Below are 16,530 nucleotides of genomic sequence, written 5' to 3' on the forward strand. Positions count from 1 at the left end.
AAATCTATAAACAACAGATTAAAGTACTAATCTAGCCAGACACAGATTAGAAGCAAACTTTTATAGTCTACAATCTGTTTTACTCGACAAAGAGCAGAAAAACTAATTGAGGGCAGAGAAAAAGTGAATTTATTATAATTTTATATTATAATTTTGATTTAAGAACTGTTTAATTTTTTCTTTATCCGAGCCACAAGCTTTTTTTACCTCAAAGATTTTAGCATCTACTAAAGTACGGTACCACCAACCTTGTAAGAAGTGCCATAAAAAGCCTTCTTTACCTTGCGTAAAACCGAACTTAAAGAAATAGCGGTAGACAAAATAAATAAAGGAGCGCCAAAATAAAGGCATATTAGCATACTTCTTTTTCTTGTTACGTTTGGATTGTGCATCAGCAGATAGCGCGTACTGCTCCGCTTGCTTGCTCTTTGGTGTCAATAACTGATATTCTAAATCCAATAAATCAACAGCTTCCCTTATAGAATAATTATTATGCTTCTGAATCCACCACCCTAAAGGATTTAAATTATGATCAACAAAATAGCCATCAAACATCGTACTTTCTCCTTCTGTGAGAATAATATGCTCATCCATCCAACGCTCTTCACAAAAACCATGACGGAACTTAAACAACCGTAACATATTCATTTGCAACATGCCCTTGGTCATTAACGTGTCCAGAAAGAACATTTTTCGTTCAAAAACAACACCCGAAAATTTAGGTTCTAAAGCGGGTAATTTTGTATTGATTTCGATGATAAGGTCATCCATCAAATATTCATCGGCATCTAAACGAAAAACCCAATCTGTAGTAATGGGTAAATTTTCAAGTCCCCAATTGAATTGCTTGGCATAATTGTTTTCCCATTTATTTTGAAAAACCTTAGCTCCTAATGATTCGGCTATTTCCACAGTTCGATCAGAGGAAAAAGAATCCACCAAGAAAATTGCTTCTGAAAACTGTTGTGCGTTCTTGATACAACGCTCAATATGTTGCTCTTCGTTATAGGTAAGGATTATAGTTGCTATAGAATTCATTACTCTTTAATTTCGCGTTTCTTTATGAATTTTGCAGGGTTACCTCCTACTACTGACCACGGCTCTACATTCCTAAAAACGGCAGCCCTAGCTCCAACCAGTGAACCAGAGCCTAACGTTACTCCTGGACCAACGAAAGCCTCTGCCGCAACCCAAACAGAATCATTCATTATAATTGGCGCTAAGAATAAAGCATGTGATTTATTAGTATAGTCATGACTTGACGCACACAACGAGCTGTCTTGAGAAATAGTAACATTATTCTTTAATGTTATTCGACCTTGATTGTAACAATTAACTCTTTGCCCTATACATGAATAGTCGCCAACCTCCAGATTCCAAGGCGCCCAAATTCTTACACTTGAATGAATTGTTGATTTCCAAGATACCTTAGCTCCGAAAATTCTGAGAACTAAAATTCTCCATTTCCGAAAAATACGAATTGAAAAAGGTTTAAATAATATAAAACAAATAATTGCCCAAATTACTCTACCGATTTTATTGGATAGAGAAAATTTATGCCGGGTATCCGTCATATTATGCAAATCACTCATATGTTATTTTTTAGACGCAGCGTAGCTATTTTTTTACTTATAAATCTAGGCGCTGAACTTGCAACCTCTAATAATCGAAGTCTTTTAAGATAAATCTTCAATCGCTTATTATATATACTATAATCATTATTCTCTAGTGCTTTTACAAAGCTTTCTCTTGACACAGTGGTAACCCCTTCCCTCATCGTATAGATTGTCTTTCGCAATTCCGTTAATGCGTGTGAGTTTGCTTTAATTCTTTTTTCAGGCCGCATCTTGTTTTGCTTATCCATTTTTCCTAAACGGAAAGACAATCCTTCTCTACGTTGTCTAAATCCTCCGGCCTGTGCATATTTCGCATCCGCCTCCGTTAAATCTACCAAGTTGACTCTATCTTCCTTAATACTTTGTTGTAAGAGTTCATTTATTTCTCGATTTCTTACAATTAACATATTAGTTCCCTGTGCATCAATCTCAAATTGTGGTAGCCACGCATCACCTACAGTTATATCCGCAGTTTCACCTACTACATCATCACAAAAGTTACATGCCTCTAACATGAGTGCTCCTTGATTAAACTTCCCTCCAATTACTTTTGCTGAATCCTCCGCTATTTCCAGAGAATCACTATACGCAGTGAAGACGTATGCTCTAGCTGATATACCTTCTCCTTTTGTCCTATATTTGAACTTAGTTGCCTTTTCCGGTACTATTCCTTTTCCCCAAGCCAATGACAAGGTCCAATTGATACTCTTCAAATGACCGCAAACCAATGACAAAGTATACTTAATAGATTCTTTAACGAATGGATCCGTTAATTGTACCCTTCTAACAGCCTTTACCATACAGGGCACTCCAATCAGTAAATATTTTCCAGGCTTTTTCTCGAATTAAATTTAAAATTTCAGAAAGCTCAATCACGTGATATTTTGTTCTTGCACCATTTTGGATTTCATCTAAAGTCGTGCTTATACCATATTTAAAAAATGGATCTAAAGGATTTTCTCTCTTAGTCTCTTTTACGTGAATAACGCCATCTATCATCCCTTTTTGAAACAAAGCTGCCCCAACCCAAGTACCGAAACCACCCGATGTCCCTCTGTTTCTATAATCGGCCTCTTTTACATAACCTCCATATACATTCTCATAATATCCTATATACTCACTCTTATTAGAGTTTTCATCAGCTAAAAATTCAGTAGCCAGAACATCTTCATTATAAGAAGGATTTAAAGACGGGCATACAAATTGAGCCTTTTCTAGAGCTTCCTGACCTTTCTCATTTAAAGCATCCAAGTCGGGTGTGTATTCTCCATATTTATTAATATTCATTCCTGTACCGGCACTAAAGGCACATGCACCACACCCCACACAAAAACCTCCATCAACAACATTTTCTATCGTACTAATTCTAGCTTCTGAACCCATAATATTATTTTAGAGATTGTTTCAAATAATCTATTGAAAAGTCAATTTGTTCTCCTAATTTCTCTTTTACGTAATCAAAATCGACATCGGTCAACTTGTCTAAATCAACATTATCACCTTCTCTTAACAGGCGATTTTCAAGTCCAACCACCCTCATCAAACTTTCCTGTCTACTATTATTGTTTTTACTAGCTGGTGTAATTGTGTAAAATGGTTTTTCAAAAATTAATGAAAAAACACTACCATGAAAAGAAGTGGTCAAAACTACACTAGCCCCACTATATAATCCTAAAAACTCTAGCGGTCCAAAGTCTCTAATGTTTAATATTTTATCATCGGACTCTAAAGGCATCTCATTTTTACAAACACGAATAATTTTAAAACCCGTTTTCTCTTGTATTTTGTATGCTAATTCTTCTGCGTAGCTATTTTTCTTAAATATAAACAACAAGATGTATGGGTTTTCGTGTTTATAAGGCACCATTAAGCCTTCCCAATCTTTCTTTGTTAATAATAAGGTTGGGTCAACAACATGGGCAACACTTCTCCCTGTTATATTTTTAATTAGTTCAACCCCACTCGTTTCTCTAGTACCTATATGAACTAAATTATTAATCCATTCTTTATATTTTGAATAATAACTTTCATTAATTTCACCAACCCCAAAACTAGAAGCAAAAGCAACCTTGTTTGCTTCTTTTGGGGCAAATGTCAGGAAATAAGGAGCTAAATTGGTTCCATTATTTGGGTTCCAAACCTGATCACTCCCAACTACATAATTCTCATAGTCTAGTTTTGCCTCATACAATTCTGAATAGCTTTTATATACTTTTGATAAAGAAGTATGTTCCTTATGAAAATCAAAAAAACGTAATTTTCTTTTTTTTGCAATTTCAGGATATCTAAAAGCACTATACTTATCTATCCACTTTAAAGCAAAATCCTTTAATTTATTTTTTATTGATGTTTTGATTAAAGGTCTCGAATCGACTTCACTTTTATATAATGGGTTTTTATAATAGAGGTAGTTGATAATTTCGTTATCGTACCCCATATGTTTGAGTTTATGGTGCAAAGCAAATGCCTGTAACTCGGCTCCATAATTATTTACATTTAAAATAGTAATGATTCCTGTTTTTTTCATTTGGCAACTTTAATTGTTAATTCCCTTGATAAATTGTTCTGCTGCTCGCTCCATAGTAAAACATGTACGATAAACTTCTTGTGCAGCCAACGCCATTCCTTGTTTCTCGTTTTTACCTAATAAAAACCATTGTTTCAGCAAATCATAAGTGTCTTCTTGAGTATCGTTCTTAACTATACCGCCCAGTCCTTTTTCAATTTCCCGCCAGATATTTATCTTATTACTGATCAAAACAGGTTTATTGCAGGCCAAGGCTTCCACAACGGCTATTCCAAAATTCTCTTGATGGCTAGACAATACAAATGCTTCGCTTTCATAAAAAGCGCCCCACTTGGCATCTCCCCTTAGCATACCTGCAAATATGATATTTGGCGAAGCAGCTCCCAAGGCTTGCATTTCTTTACCATACTCGTGTTCATTAGGTCCGGCAATGATTAATTGCGGCACTTCCTCTAACTCTTCTTCTAATTTACGGTAAGCATTGATGAGCATATCTACACCTTTTTTAGGGTGTATTCTACTTAAAAATATAAGAAAGGGCTTTCCGTTCCATTGTGGTAAATGGGAGGCAAATGCCTCACGCATCTCCTCTCTATTAGCTGGCGGCGGCTGTATGCCGTACCCTACGTTTATTTCTCTTTTAGGTTTGTAATTTGGAAATGTGGTGCGAGCGAGCAACAATTCTTCTTCGCAAAGTGAATAGTATGCCGTCTGCCTCGTTCACTACTTTGTTCTCTAGCACCTTCCAATACACGTCATTACGCAATGCTTTTAACTTCCGGTCTTTTGCCGTTTGAAAATAGGGATCCAACATGCCATGCGTCATGACATAGATTTTAGGGGAAACATCATGAGTCTTTCTGTATGTTAACATGGCCTTTATGGCGGCATGGCTTTGGTATAACCACAACCCGTTTACCACTACCACATCATACCTACTAAAATTAGCCAGCAACCAAGGAATGAGGTCTTTATGATACCCCCAAAGCTTTTTACTCTTTCCTAAGGCATGTATTACGAATGAATCTTGCCCCAAATAATCTGCTTTAGGATCGTCCAAACAAACAACCTCACTCTCAATACCCATTTTTTGTAACTCAGGAATAGTATTACGTATGCCTTGGCAGACGCCCCCGTGTTTTGGGTCCATACTAGCTATGACTTGAAGTATTCTCATTTTTTACTCAAATTTTGATTAGGTCTAAATATTGTTTTGCTATGGTTTCTACAGAAAACCGTTTTGCATTTTCTATCCCTAAATCAATTAAATTAGTTCTATACGCATCATCTTCTATAACTTTCAAATACGTTTCCCGAATTGATTCTACATTTTTAGGGTCTACATAGGCTACGGCACCTGCGCTAACATCAATAAGCGGTTCCATTTTAGAAGTCACCACTACCCTACCCGTTTTTTGACCTTCAATGACCGGCATACCAAACCCCTCATACTCAGAAGGAAAGTTTACAATATCACATTTAATATATTCATCCCTAATATCCTCATCGGACAAATCGCACTGGTTGGTATATTCAATTTTATGTTTTTTGAGAAGTGCTACCTTGGTCATCACTTAACTTACCTATAATCCTAAGTTTGCAGGATATACCTTCTAATGCTTCTACTGTACGCGCTAAATTCTTATTCCAACCGGTACCTATATGAAGAATGATGGGCTTAGCTTGGTTAAAAGGTCTGTCTACGAAAGTAAAAATGGGATCAACAGCATTATAAATAACCGTTAGTTTGTCCGTTTTTATTTTATTTAGAATTCCCTCTTTAGTTTGATTTGAAATACAAACCACCTCATCTGCAATCTTAACGGGAACATACAGCCAAAACAGCCATTTATAAAATCGTTTTATCGGGTTCTTTACATTATCTAAAAAAACCAAATCGTGTACCGTAAGTACCGTTTTTGTTCCGCGGAGTGCCATAAGCACATCATGTATATGACCTGTAACGTGGTGAATGGCCTGCTTATCTCTTTTTTTATGGGTGAAAATGTTATTTTTTACCACATCTAAAGGCATTGACCCCTCACTAGGCACTTCGTAAATAGAGACTTCTGCAGATTTGGTGACCTCACCAATTAAAGTTCTAAAAACGCGATGTATTGAATAACCCACCCTTGGATTGCGAAAAAAATAACTGATTTTCATCTTAAAAATTAGTTCTATTTATTTTATTCTTACCACAAGATTCAATCCTAAAAAATCTGATAACTGCATCATCGTTTTTAGAATTCTAGCAGTATTAAGATTGATTTATCGGGGGGAAATCTCAAAATTATAATGGCAGATATTCTACTACCACTACAAACTTAAATCAATCTCAATTTAAGCGGGTAAATATCAATTATTAAAGAGGCAATATCAAACTATTCTTACATTATTTTAGGTATTAACCAAACTTTTAAAGAGTTGCCACTAAATGCAATTTAAAATTCCGCAATTCTTGTTTATCATGTCTGTTTAAAGAAAGAATAGCGATGAGAACACACCTGTAAACTTTTTAAAAATAGCCGACTAAAAATCCAAGTGAATTACATTTAACGTAAATGTAATGTTAGCATAATACAAACCTACTTTACATCATGAATTTACCTTCACCGATTTTAAACGTATCTGACCGAGAGGCCCCATTTTCATCACAAAAAAAAAGTGAAAAACATTCAACCTTTGCCAAGTATAACAAAAAACAGGAGTGGTCGTTAAAATGCAAATCCAAAATACGCCCAAACCCTGTTTTTTACTAACCAAATCGTGGCATTAATTTTGCATATGCTGGGTTATACAATACCTTTGAATACACATATTAAAGCTTCCCCCAAAGCTTACAAACTTCCTACTAAACTCTATGTTACTATAGATTTTAATCAAAAAAAACACTAGTGAAACGACTTCTAAAAAAAGAAGTAGTTCATGAAATTGTAACCGTATTAAAATGTTATTTTTTTTTGGATTGAATCCCAAAAATTAAAAAGACAACCCGGTTACCATAATTACTTGATTTAGGAAATGAGAGGTTTAAAAAATTCAGATTTAATTTTACCAATAACGTTAACGATGCACTTGTGTATTCTTAATGGCTTATTGCTTTTCCTTACTCCTGAGACCTACAGTAATTTTTATCATATCCTACACTATAATATTTCTTGGTTACTCATTACCTACGGGCTCAAGTATTATTCTAGATCCAGAAAAGAAAAGTTCTTTACCAATATTCGTAAAGTAATCCAACTCTATCTTATTTACGGTCTTGCCTATTTTGCGCTGTTTGGTATAACGGGTAAAATATATGAATCTCTTGAGTATCAGCTTGTAGTTTACGGCGTTATCTGTTTATCCTTAATATGGTTTAGGGTAGTTTTCTTTTGGTTTAGAAGAAAATACCGTTTATGGGGTGGTAACTCTGTAAACGTAGTGGTTATTGGTAGAGATAAAAACTTAAAGAAAATAAGAAAAGTTTTTGACGAGCCAGAATTAGGCTATAGGTACCATGGCTATTTTGACGACAAAGAATCTAGGAGCGAGACCTATTTAGGGCCAATCGTTAATTGTTTTCTTTATATTCTAGAAAATAGAATTGACGAGATTTATTGCTCGGCGGCCGAGTTTAACCAAAAGGAGCTTCACAACTTAATTGATTTTGCAGACAACAACCTTATCAGAATTAAAATCATTCCGGACAATAAAGAGATTTACACCAAAGGGATGTCTATTGAACTTTATGACAACATACCTGTCTTAAACCTTAGAAAAGTACCTTTAGATACCGAGTTTGCCCGAATTGCCAAACGCACTTTTGACATCTTATTTTCTTCCTTAGTTATCGTTACCCTACTTTCATGGTTAGTACCTTTAATGTATGTTTTAATAAAACTAGAATCTCCTGGAGACCTCTATTTTAAACAAAAAAGACACGGCCTAAAACGCAAAACGTTTTGGTGCTACAAATTTAGGTCTATGCGGCCTTCTACGGATGCAGACACCAAAATGGCCACCAAAGGAGATATGCGCATTACTAAAGTAGGTAAGTTCATTAGGAGAACCAGTATAGATGAACTACCGCAATTCTTTAATGTTTTTGTGGGTAATATGAGTGTTGTTGGCCCAAGACCTCATATGGAACTACACACCATGGATTATGAATTATCTGTAGATAAGTATTTAGTAAGACACTTTGTAAAGTATAGGAATTACAGGGTTGGCACAAGTAAGTGGTTACAGAGGTGAAATAGAAGAGAAAGCCGATATCTTAAACAGAACCAAACTAGACATATTTTATGTTGAAAAATGGTCTATGGGACTTGATATAAGAATAGTATTACAAACGGTAGTAAATGCGGTTAGAGGAGAAGGCAAGGCTTACTAAAAAACCTAAACCGCATGTATAGAAGCCTTTATTAGAAAGTGCCTAAATCCTATTTTACGATAAGTTCATCTCTCCTTATCCAAACTTAACACCAAATAGGAAATACTTTTAAAGTACCTCTTAAAATCGTACTTTTCATGAACATTAGGATTATTCCATTGGCATGAAACAAAAACTGTTCGACGATTTTAAAAAGGTTTCCGCAAAAGAGTGGAAGCAAAACATTCAATACGAACTTAAAGGTGCGGATTACAATCAAGAATTGGTTTGGGAATCGCCCGAAGGTATTAAGGTTAAACCCTTTTATCATGCAGATGATACTCAACTACATACCACTTCCCATAAAGCAGTCCTAGCACCTTGGAAAATTACACAGCATATTGTAGTTAAAGATATTACTTTGGCCAACAAAAGTGCTCTGAACGCTATTAAGGGTGGTGCCGAAAGTATTCTATTCACATTGCCTTCAGTAAATGTTGATTTCAAGTCGCTTTTAGTAAATATTGATTATACTACTATTTCTATTCACTGTCAGTTTGAAAGCCTATTGACTGATGATTTAGAAAAATTTGCCAACTCCACTCAAATTGAAAAAGAACATATTTCCTTTCACATAGACCCCATTGGACAACTGGCATCCAAAGGAAATTGGTTTATTAACATGGGGCAGGATCTTCAAAATCTGTATACCCTTTTACAAACACCAACTACTCAAAGACCAAAGAATATCATTAGCATAAATGCCGCACTTTATCAGAATGCCGGTGGCACTATGGTTCAGCAACTGGCCTATGCACTAGCCCACGCCAATGAATATCTAAATCACTTTGGATCCAGTATAGATACTATTACCTTCAAAATAGCTGTAGGCAGTAATTATTTCTTTGAAATCGCAAAAATCAGGGCACTTCGTAGACTTTGGAAATTACTTTCGGCTGAATACGGAATTGTTTCGGATTGCCATATAGAGGCAATGCCTTCCAAACGAAACAAGACACTTTACGATTACAACATGAACATGATCCGTACTACTACGGAATGTATGGCGGCTATATTGGGCGGAGCGAATAGCGTTTGCAACCTCAAATATGATTTTATCTATCATAAAAATAACGAGTTTGCGGAACGTATTGCCAGAAACCAACTGGTTTTACTAAAAGAGGAGAGTTATTTTGACGAACTGCAAAATCCTGCAGAAGGCGCTTATTATATTGAAAATATTACGGACCAACTTGCGGAAAAAGGGTTGCTCCTCTTTAAGGATATTGAAGCCAACGGTGGTTTTCTAAAACAATTAAAATACCATACCGTTCATAAAAAATTAAAGGAGAGTGCCGAAAAAGAACAAGAGAAGTTTAACTCTTCTAAAGAAATTCTTGTAGGCTCCAATGCCTATACTAGTGAAAAGGATATCATGAAAGACCAGCTTGAAGTATTCCCTTTTCTGAACCAGCGAAAAGAGAAAACATTGATCGAGCCCATTCTAGAAAGACGACTAACTGAGACGTTGGAAAAAGAACGATTGAAAAGTGAAGGTTGGCAAGGGAAATAAACCCATTCAGTGGCAAGAAAGAGATTTACATGAGAAAAGACATTCAACATATTTCCTTTAAGAAAACGGCAGATAAATCAATTGCCGAACAAGGTAAGACGGATTTAGAACACCTGAATTTTGCTGCTGGGATACCTCCGTTTTTACGTGGGCCTTACAGCACTATGTATGTGCAGCGCCCATGGACCATACGCCAATATGCAGGATTTTCTACTGCTGAAGAGAGTAATGCTTTTTACCGAAGAAACTTAAAAGGAGGCCAAAAAGGTCTCTCTATTGCTTTTGACCTACCAACACACCGTGGTTATGATAGTGACCACGAACGCGTTGTTGGTGATGTAGGTAAGGCCGGCGTGGCTATAGATTCTGTGGAGGATATGAAGATTTTGTTTGATGGAATTCCGTTGGATAAAATGTCCGTTTCTATGACCATGAACGGTGCAGTGCTCCCTATTATGGCATTTTATATTGTTGCAGCCGAAGAACAGGGCGTATCGCTCAAAGAATTGACAGGAACCATTCAGAATGATATTTTAAAGGAGTTTATGGTGCGCAACACCTATATTTACCCTCCTGCGCCTTCTATGGATATGATTTCCGATATTTTTAGATACACCAGTGAGCACATGCCTAAATTTAACAGTATAAGTATATCTGGTTATCATATGCACGAGGCAGGTGCTACGGCCGAACTGGAATTGGCGTACATTTAAGCAGACGGACTTGAATATATTAGAACTGGTTTAAAAGCCGGACTTGATATTGATAGTTTTGCTCCCAGACTTTCTTTCTTTTGGGGTATTGGCATGAATCATTTTACCGAAATTGCCAAGCTACGGGCAGGCCGTATTTTATGGGCCAAGTTGGTAAAGCAATTTAATCCGAAGAACAATAAATCGATGTCGCTTCGGACGCATTGCCAGACGAGCGGCTGGAGTCTTACTGCTCAAGACCCCTTTAATAATGTGGCTCGCACCACCATAGAAGGATTATCTGCCGTATTGGGCGGCACACAAAGTCTACATACCAATGCACTGGATGAGGCCATAGCACTACCCACAGACTTTTCTGCACGGATAGCCAGAAACACGCAATTATTTCTCAAAGAAGAAATAAAAATCACCAAAACGGTTGATCCTTGGGCAGGTAGTTTTTATGTGGAGAAACTAACAGAAAACCTTACCCATAAAGCTTGGAAACTTATTGAAGAAGTTGAGGAAATGGGAGGTATGACCAAAGCCATAGAAGCCGGTATACCCAAATTGCGAATTGAAGAAACAGCCGCAAAAAAACAAGCTAGAATAGATAGTTGTCAAGATACTATTGTTGGAGTTAACAAATATCAGACGGAAGATGATGATGGCCTTCAAATTCTGGAAGTAGATAATAATGCGGTGCGCAAAAAACAATTAGAGCGTTTAACTAGCATAAAAGAAAGTCGAGATACAGAAAAAGTAGCAGACGCACTTAAAAAACTAACGGATGCTGCCCATCAGAAAATGGTAATGGCTAAAGACTCTACAGCTCAACCATCTAGTTCAGATGAAAATTTATTAGCTTTAGCAGTAGATGCCGCTAGACACAGAGCAACTCTAGGAGAAATCAGTAGTGCTCTGGAAATAGTTTTTGGCAGGTATAAAGCGAACATTCAATCTATTTCAGGGGTGTATTCAAAAGAAATAAAAGAAGACGAGAGTTTTAAAAAAGCCTCTAGGCTTTCGGACCAATTTGCTGAGCTAGACGGAAGACGGCCACGTATTCTAATTAAAAATGGGACAAGACGGTCATGACCGAGGCGCTAAAGTCATTGCTACAGGCTATGCCGATCTAGGTTTTGACGTGGATATAGGACCACTTTTCCAAACTCCCGCAGAAGTAGCTAAACAAGCCGTAGAGAATGACGTACATATTCTTGGAGTTTCCTCTTTGGCAGGAGGTCATAAAACGCTAGTACCCGAAGTTATTTCAGAATTGAAGAAGTATGGCCGTGATGATATTATGGTCGTGGTGGGCGGAGTCATCCCCAAACAAGACTATCCTTTTTTGTTTGAAAGTGGTGCAATTGCTGTATTTGGTCCCGGCACAAAGATTACCGAGGCTGCCATTCTTGTTCTAGAAATCTTGATAAACGACGAACAATAATAAATTTCACTGCTAGGGCATAATTAATCTCTTCACATATATTTCACTAATAATCAAAGAAGTACGAATTACCTACTTTACTTTAATTGTTTTAAAACTTGCAAAATAGTTCATTTTTGTACTAATAATACTACAATTTTAACATGTTTTAACATGTCAACAAGTAGTTTTATGTTAAATTTAAAGGAACTATTACAGTTATCAAGTTTATCTACATATGTAAAATCCCCGAAAACTACATCAGATATAGAATAATTACAATTGCTTACCTCATGGGGAAAAAGTTAATAATCACGGCCACTATACTCTTTATGATTACGTGTGTTATTATATGGAATCTATCCGTTCAACGCATTAAATTATTTCATAAAAATATTACCCTTGTTGAAGAAATAACTGCAAAAAACAAGCTTAAAGATGCGGAGTCCAAACTTTTTGAACTCTACAAAATAAGCAAGAGAAATGTAGCATTTTTAGGAGACCTAATAGAACTGGATTTACACACCAGTACGCCACTTAAATTAACGGAACAAAAATTATCCCATTTCCTAGACATAGACCATAATTACTTCCAAGCTAGATTAATAGATTCAAAGGGCATGGAAATTATAAGGGTAGACAATAAGGACAGTTCCGTTGTTTCTAAATTTCAATATAAAGGCCATAGAGACTACTTTAAAAAAGTATTGACCTTACAAAAAGGCGATGTTTATATTTCTAACATGGACCTTAATATTGAAAATGATACGATAGAAATTCCATATAGACCTACCATTCGCTTTTTTACACCTATTCACCTAAACAAAGAACTAAATGGCATGGTTGGCCTTAATCTAAATGCAAAGAGCTGGCTTGATAGTTTTAAAGACCAAGACATTACATTTCTGAATTCTAAAAACGAAGTTTTCTATAGTGGCGAGGGTGAAAACCTCTATACTACAACAAAAACTGATTTTACCAAAAAAGACCGATTTGGCAATGCTTTTTATTATCAAAGAGAAATAAGTCTGGAAGGGAATCAAAATTGGACAATTTACACCAAACCAAATATTCTCTCCATTCAACAACAATTAGCAGAATATAAAAGATCTACCTACATAGCCGCAGGTGTTCTAACCGTTGGAATACTCTTATTCTTAAGTATTATTTACACGCTCTATAAGAAGAACAAACACATTAACTCTTTAAACAAAACCATAAAGAACAGACTAGACGAAAGGGATACGCTATTAAAAGAAATACATCATAGAGTAAAAAACAACTTGCAGGTCATATCAAGTCTCTTAAGCTTACAGTCTAGTTTTATAAAAGATGATAAAATAAAAGGTCTTTTTAGATATAGCCAATACCGTATTAACTCTATGGCCATTATTCATGAAATGCTATATAGATCCAAAGATTTGAGTAAAATAAATTATGCAGATTATACAAAGCAATTAGCCTCTACTTTAATATGCTCCATGAAAGGAGGAGATAAGGAAATTGATTTAGAGGTTGACTCAGAAGAGCTTCATTTAAATTTGGACACCTCCGTACCACTAGGTCTTATGATTAATGAAATCATAACCAATTCTTTAAAATATGGATTTAAAAATATAGATAAAGGACAAATTACAATCAAGTTTGAAAAATTAAAATATCCTAATTTCTTAATGCACATAGGAGATAATGGTAATGGGTTCTCTGATAAAATAGATTTTAGAAACACCAAATCTTTGGGTCTAAAATTGATTCATATGCTTACACTACAGTTAAAAGGAAACATAGAGAAAGATAATACCGAGAACGGTACACACTATATAATAACGTTTCAAGAAATTGAACAGATATCATAATGCTATGAAACTAAAAGTCCTAATAGTAGAAGACAACTTAATTATTCAAATGTTCATAGAACATATCATAATAAATGCAGGTAAAACTCACGTTAAGACTGCGGACAATGGTGAAGACGCCCTTAAAACCGTAGAGCAATATACGCCAGATGTGGTTCTTCTGGATATTGGGCTTTCTGGAGGCTTAAATGGTATTGAGACCGCCAGGATACTAAAAGAAAAATTTAACACCCCTTTTGTATACATAACTGGAAATTCTGATTACACGACCTTAGAAAATGCAAAAAAACCGAACCTCTTCATATTCTCAGAAAACCTATTGATGAGTATGAACTCAACAGGGAATTTGAAATTATAAGACAAAAACTATTAAAAGCAAAGCTTGAAAATTCCAAATAATTCTAGTTACAGCGAAAAAAAACTCACTTTTTCACACTGCAAACACTTTCAAACCTAGCGTTCTATGTTCGCTAGGTTTATTTTTTTTACATGAAAAGTATATTTTTTGAACTTATGAGGGTTATTTTTCTGAGAAAATAAACTATCTTTGCACCGCTTTAAAAATGGTGGCATAGCTCAGCTGGATAGAGCACCTGCCTTCTAAGCAGGCGGTCCTAGGTTCGAATCCTAGTGCCATCACTAAAGCCAAAAGGCTTCCAATTTCTTGGAAGCCTTTTTTTTATGTCTTATAATCAAGTTAATTTCAATGGCATAGATTGTAAGCGTTTACCAGTCAATCTTCTTACGGCGTTAGCTATTGATGCTCCAATTTTATATCAAAAATTGGAAATCAATAACCAATATTATATTTTTATAATACAACCTCATTTTGCAGAGTAAGTCTTATAGAATTTGAAAGCAATAATGCCAATGGAATCATTTCTTTTATGATACTAATCTGTTATAAATTCACGCAAGTAGCATTAGCACACAGTTTAGCAATAAACAGGACGCTGCTAAATGCTCAAATAGAGGAAGAGTAAAATGTTTATAGCGCGCATCATATAATGCATACCTATTTTTTTCTGTTTTACGTTAAAGGGTAGAGATTGAGTTTTTCTTGTTCCACGACCTTAATAATCCTATCATATTTAGAAAATGTGCAATATGGTCTGTAGTTTATATATTTTGATATATCCAAATCCCCTTGCAACCATGTAAGGTATATAGCAGGTATATTTACACCGGCCTCGTGGGAAAAGGGATACCCTCCACCAAACCTAGGGTTCATTTCCAAGAAATAAATTTCATTGTCCACAACAAAAAAATCACAGTCCATAATTCCAATATGCTTTGTAGACTCTCCCAATTTCTGGGCTATTTCTGAAAATTTATTATCTATGACAGTAATGGCCTTGTCCGTTTCACCGGCACGCATGGCTATTTTTTTTTCTTACGAATGCGCTATTGTAGTTCCCATTGAAATCATTGAGTATATCCACACCATACTCTTGACCATCTAATTTTTGTTGAAAAATTATTGTATCAACTAAATCATCATCGTGCATATTGGCTATAACTGACCTCTTAATTTTGATTAAAAGCAACTTATAAGCATAGTACAATTCTTCTTCACTACGGACTTCCTCTATACCTATAGAACCAGACCCCCACCTAGGCTTTAATATAATTGGATAACTCAAAATTTTCTTAGATAAGGCTTCCACTACATCCTCTATCTTTAGAAACGAAAGAGGGGTCTTTATGCTCAAGTCTTTGAAAAAATTATAAGTTTGCCATTTGTCCGCACAGAAGGATATAATGTTTGCTTCGGAAACAACAACCTTAGCCTTATGCGCTTCCAAGAGCGCTTTATTTTCGGCCATTAAAAGCAGCTCAAGATCGTTTAGAGGAATAACTAAATCAACATTATAATCCCTTGTGACGTTATTGAGAACGTTCAAATAATCAGGATGATATAGAGATGGCATCTTAATTGCTACATCGCCAGCAGCAAGCGCAGGGGCTGTACAATCAGAATCTACAACGATAATTTTACCATTGCTGCCAATTTCTTTTTTGAAATAATCTATCAAATAATTTCTTCTGCCAGCGCAGGTAAATAAAATATTCATAATCTAGTTTTATTTAATACGAAGTTTGGTAATAAAGGGGATGTTTCCATATATGGAATTCCCCAAAAGAGTTTGATTAATCTAGATTATACTACACTACGTCAAAATTAAACAAGAGTGAAAAAATAAAAATTTTTATTATTAAAGCGTCAATTACTAAATCCTTCTAAATTAAATATTTAGCTAAATTTATTGCAAAAAAAATAAGCCAAAAAAAAAAATAGTCTACACCCTATTATTCTATAGAACCATGTTTTACTTTATCACTTCTATACTCATCTAAACTATCAGGCCCATCGGAAAATTCGACAACCGAACTATCAAAAACTTTGACCAAAGTCTTTAAAAGAATTTTACAGTCAAATAAAAAGCTCATTTTCTCTGTGTACACTGCATCAAGTTCCA

At 35.4% G+C, this 16,530-nt stretch carries 17 protein-coding genes, 1 tRNA gene and 1 pseudogene; 7 read left to right on the forward strand and 12 right to left on the reverse strand.

What is annotated here, in order from left to right; all coding sequences use genetic code 11:
- Nucleotides 1–132 precede the first annotated feature (132 nt).
- Genes Q5W13_RS05400 through Q5W13_RS05440 form a run of 9 tightly spaced genes read right to left on the reverse strand, consistent with a single transcriptional unit; the run spans nucleotide 133 to nucleotide 6,306 of the window.
- Nucleotides 133–1,038, reverse strand: coding sequence for a glycosyltransferase family 2 protein (locus Q5W13_RS05400; protein WP_304445616.1), 906 nt, complete (start codon nucleotides 1,036–1,038; stop codon nucleotides 133–135).
- On the reverse strand, nucleotides 1,038–1,592 hold the full coding sequence (locus tag Q5W13_RS05405) for an LbetaH domain-containing protein (protein WP_304445617.1): 555 nt from the start codon (nucleotides 1,590–1,592) through the stop codon (nucleotides 1,038–1,040). Before Q5W13_RS05405 ends, Q5W13_RS05400 begins: the two co-directional genes overlap by 1 nt.
- On the reverse strand, nucleotides 1,589–2,416 hold the full coding sequence (locus Q5W13_RS05410) for a Coenzyme F420 hydrogenase/dehydrogenase, beta subunit C-terminal domain (protein ID WP_304445618.1): 828 nt from the start codon (nucleotides 2,414–2,416) through the stop codon (nucleotides 1,589–1,591). Before Q5W13_RS05410 ends, Q5W13_RS05405 begins: the two co-directional genes overlap by 4 nt.
- Complete coding sequence (locus Q5W13_RS05415; RefSeq protein WP_304445619.1) at nucleotides 2,400–2,999, reverse strand: coenzyme F420 hydrogenase/dehydrogenase beta subunit N-terminal domain-containing protein; 600 nt, start codon at nucleotides 2,997–2,999, stop codon at nucleotides 2,400–2,402. The genes Q5W13_RS05410 and Q5W13_RS05415 overlap by 17 nt, the downstream gene beginning before the upstream one ends.
- 4 nt (nucleotides 3,000–3,003) lie before the next feature.
- The gene (locus Q5W13_RS05420; protein ID WP_304445620.1) at nucleotides 3,004–4,143 is read right to left on the reverse strand and encodes a polysaccharide pyruvyl transferase family protein; all 1,140 of its coding nucleotides are present in this window, start codon (nucleotides 4,141–4,143) and stop codon (nucleotides 3,004–3,006) included.
- Between the two features lie 9 nt (nucleotides 4,144–4,152).
- Nucleotides 4,153–4,821, reverse strand: coding sequence for a glycosyltransferase (locus tag Q5W13_RS05425; RefSeq protein WP_304445621.1), 669 nt, complete (start codon nucleotides 4,819–4,821; stop codon nucleotides 4,153–4,155).
- Nucleotides 4,784–5,320, reverse strand: coding sequence for a glycosyltransferase family protein (locus Q5W13_RS05430; RefSeq protein ID WP_304445622.1), 537 nt, complete (start codon nucleotides 5,318–5,320; stop codon nucleotides 4,784–4,786). Before Q5W13_RS05430 ends, Q5W13_RS05425 begins: the two co-directional genes overlap by 38 nt.
- A 7-nt stretch (nucleotides 5,321–5,327) precedes the next feature.
- Nucleotides 5,328–5,714: a glycosyltransferase gene (locus Q5W13_RS05435; protein WP_304445623.1), complete on the reverse strand. Its 387-nt coding sequence runs from the start codon at nucleotides 5,712–5,714 to the stop codon at nucleotides 5,328–5,330.
- On the reverse strand, nucleotides 5,683–6,306 hold the full coding sequence (locus Q5W13_RS05440) for a glycosyltransferase (protein ID WP_304445624.1): 624 nt from the start codon (nucleotides 6,304–6,306) through the stop codon (nucleotides 5,683–5,685). Before Q5W13_RS05440 ends, Q5W13_RS05435 begins: the two co-directional genes overlap by 32 nt.
- Before the next feature lie 906 nt (nucleotides 6,307–7,212).
- On the opposite strand from Q5W13_RS05440, the gene Q5W13_RS05445 reads away from it, so the two are divergent.
- From Q5W13_RS05445 to Q5W13_RS05475, 7 genes and pseudogenes are all read left to right on the forward strand, one after another.
- Nucleotides 7,213–8,382, forward strand: coding sequence for a sugar transferase (locus Q5W13_RS05445; RefSeq protein WP_304445625.1), 1,170 nt, complete (start codon nucleotides 7,213–7,215; stop codon nucleotides 8,380–8,382).
- On the forward strand, nucleotides 8,354–8,521 hold the full coding sequence (locus Q5W13_RS05450; protein WP_304445626.1) for a sugar transferase: 168 nt from the start codon (nucleotides 8,354–8,356) through the stop codon (nucleotides 8,519–8,521). Before Q5W13_RS05445 ends, Q5W13_RS05450 begins: the two co-directional genes overlap by 29 nt.
- Before the next feature lie 163 nt (nucleotides 8,522–8,684).
- On the forward strand, nucleotides 8,685–10,073 hold the full coding sequence (locus tag Q5W13_RS05455; protein WP_304445627.1) for a methylmalonyl-CoA mutase subunit beta: 1,389 nt from the start codon (nucleotides 8,685–8,687) through the stop codon (nucleotides 10,071–10,073).
- A 29-nt stretch (nucleotides 10,074–10,102) separates the two neighbouring features.
- A pseudogene (gene scpA / locus Q5W13_RS05460) lies at nucleotides 10,103–12,215 on the forward strand (methylmalonyl-CoA mutase).
- Between the two features lie 272 nt (nucleotides 12,216–12,487).
- A complete protein-coding gene (locus Q5W13_RS05465) occupies nucleotides 12,488–14,050 on the forward strand; it encodes a sensor histidine kinase (protein WP_304445628.1) in 1,563 nt (520 codons plus the stop codon).
- Between the two features lie 4 nt (nucleotides 14,051–14,054).
- Complete coding sequence (locus Q5W13_RS05470) at nucleotides 14,055–14,408, forward strand: response regulator (RefSeq protein WP_304445629.1); 354 nt, start codon at nucleotides 14,055–14,057, stop codon at nucleotides 14,406–14,408.
- Nucleotides 14,409–14,615: 207 nt separating this feature from the next.
- A tRNA-Arg gene (locus tag Q5W13_RS05475) sits at nucleotides 14,616–14,689 on the forward strand.
- Between the two features lie 391 nt (nucleotides 14,690–15,080).
- Here the strand turns inward: Q5W13_RS05475 and Q5W13_RS05480 are convergent.
- The 3 genes from Q5W13_RS05480 to Q5W13_RS05490 all read right to left on the reverse strand — a co-directional run bounded on the left by Q5W13_RS05480 (nucleotide 15,081) and on the right by Q5W13_RS05490 (nucleotide 16,501).
- Nucleotides 15,081–15,428: an ATP-grasp domain-containing protein gene (locus Q5W13_RS05480; protein WP_304445630.1), complete on the reverse strand. Its 348-nt coding sequence runs from the start codon at nucleotides 15,426–15,428 to the stop codon at nucleotides 15,081–15,083.
- Nucleotides 15,415–16,125: an ATP-grasp domain-containing protein gene (locus Q5W13_RS05485; RefSeq protein ID WP_304445631.1), complete on the reverse strand. Its 711-nt coding sequence runs from the start codon at nucleotides 16,123–16,125 to the stop codon at nucleotides 15,415–15,417. The genes Q5W13_RS05480 and Q5W13_RS05485 overlap by 14 nt, the downstream gene beginning before the upstream one ends.
- A gap of 235 nt (nucleotides 16,126–16,360) precedes the next feature.
- A complete protein-coding gene (locus Q5W13_RS05490) occupies nucleotides 16,361–16,501 on the reverse strand; it encodes a hypothetical protein (RefSeq protein ID WP_304446594.1) in 141 nt (46 codons plus the stop codon).
- Between the last annotated feature and the right edge of the window lie 29 nt (nucleotides 16,502–16,530).

Origin of the sequence: Zobellia laminariae (assembly GCF_030553095.1) — a bacterium.
Taxonomy (GTDB): domain Bacteria; phylum Bacteroidota; class Bacteroidia; order Flavobacteriales; family Flavobacteriaceae; genus Zobellia; species Zobellia laminariae.

Excerpts from the sequence above, each read along its gene's own strand:
- Q5W13_RS05400 (WP_304445616.1), bottom strand. The coding sequence starts at position 1,038 with ATGAATTCTATAGCAACTATAATCCTTACCTATAACGAAGAGCAACAT.
- Q5W13_RS05405 (WP_304445617.1), bottom strand. The coding sequence starts at position 1,592 with ATGAGTGATTTGCATAATATGACGGATACCCGGCATAAATTTTCTCTA.
- Q5W13_RS05410 (WP_304445618.1), bottom strand. The coding sequence starts at position 2,416 with ATGGTAAAGGCTGTTAGAAGGGTACAATTAACGGATCCATTCGTTAAA.
- Q5W13_RS05415 (WP_304445619.1), bottom strand. The coding sequence starts at position 2,999 with ATGGGTTCAGAAGCTAGAATTAGTACGATAGAAAATGTTGTTGATGGA.
- Q5W13_RS05420 (WP_304445620.1), bottom strand. The coding sequence starts at position 4,143 with ATGAAAAAAACAGGAATCATTACTATTTTAAATGTAAATAATTATGGA.
- Q5W13_RS05430 (WP_304445622.1), bottom strand. The coding sequence starts at position 5,320 with ATGAGAATACTTCAAGTCATAGCTAGTATGGACCCAAAACACGGGGGC.
- Q5W13_RS05435 (WP_304445623.1), bottom strand. The coding sequence starts at position 5,714 with ATGACCAAGGTAGCACTTCTCAAAAAACATAAAATTGAATATACCAAC.
- Q5W13_RS05440 (WP_304445624.1), bottom strand. The coding sequence starts at position 6,306 with ATGAAAATCAGTTATTTTTTTCGCAATCCAAGGGTGGGTTATTCAATA.
- Q5W13_RS05445 (WP_304445625.1), top strand. The coding sequence starts at position 7,213 with ATGCACTTGTGTATTCTTAATGGCTTATTGCTTTTCCTTACTCCTGAG.
- Q5W13_RS05455 (WP_304445627.1), top strand. The coding sequence starts at position 8,685 with ATGAAACAAAAACTGTTCGACGATTTTAAAAAGGTTTCCGCAAAAGAG.
- Q5W13_RS05465 (WP_304445628.1), top strand. The coding sequence starts at position 12,488 with ATGGGGAAAAAGTTAATAATCACGGCCACTATACTCTTTATGATTACG.
- Q5W13_RS05470 (WP_304445629.1), top strand. The coding sequence starts at position 14,055 with ATGAAACTAAAAGTCCTAATAGTAGAAGACAACTTAATTATTCAAATG.
- Q5W13_RS05480 (WP_304445630.1), bottom strand. The coding sequence starts at position 15,428 with ATGCGTGCCGGTGAAACGGACAAGGCCATTACTGTCATAGATAATAAA.
- Q5W13_RS05485 (WP_304445631.1), bottom strand. The coding sequence starts at position 16,125 with ATGAATATTTTATTTACCTGCGCTGGCAGAAGAAATTATTTGATAGAT.
- Q5W13_RS05490 (WP_304446594.1), bottom strand. The coding sequence starts at position 16,501 with ATGAGCTTTTTATTTGACTGTAAAATTCTTTTAAAGACTTTGGTCAAA.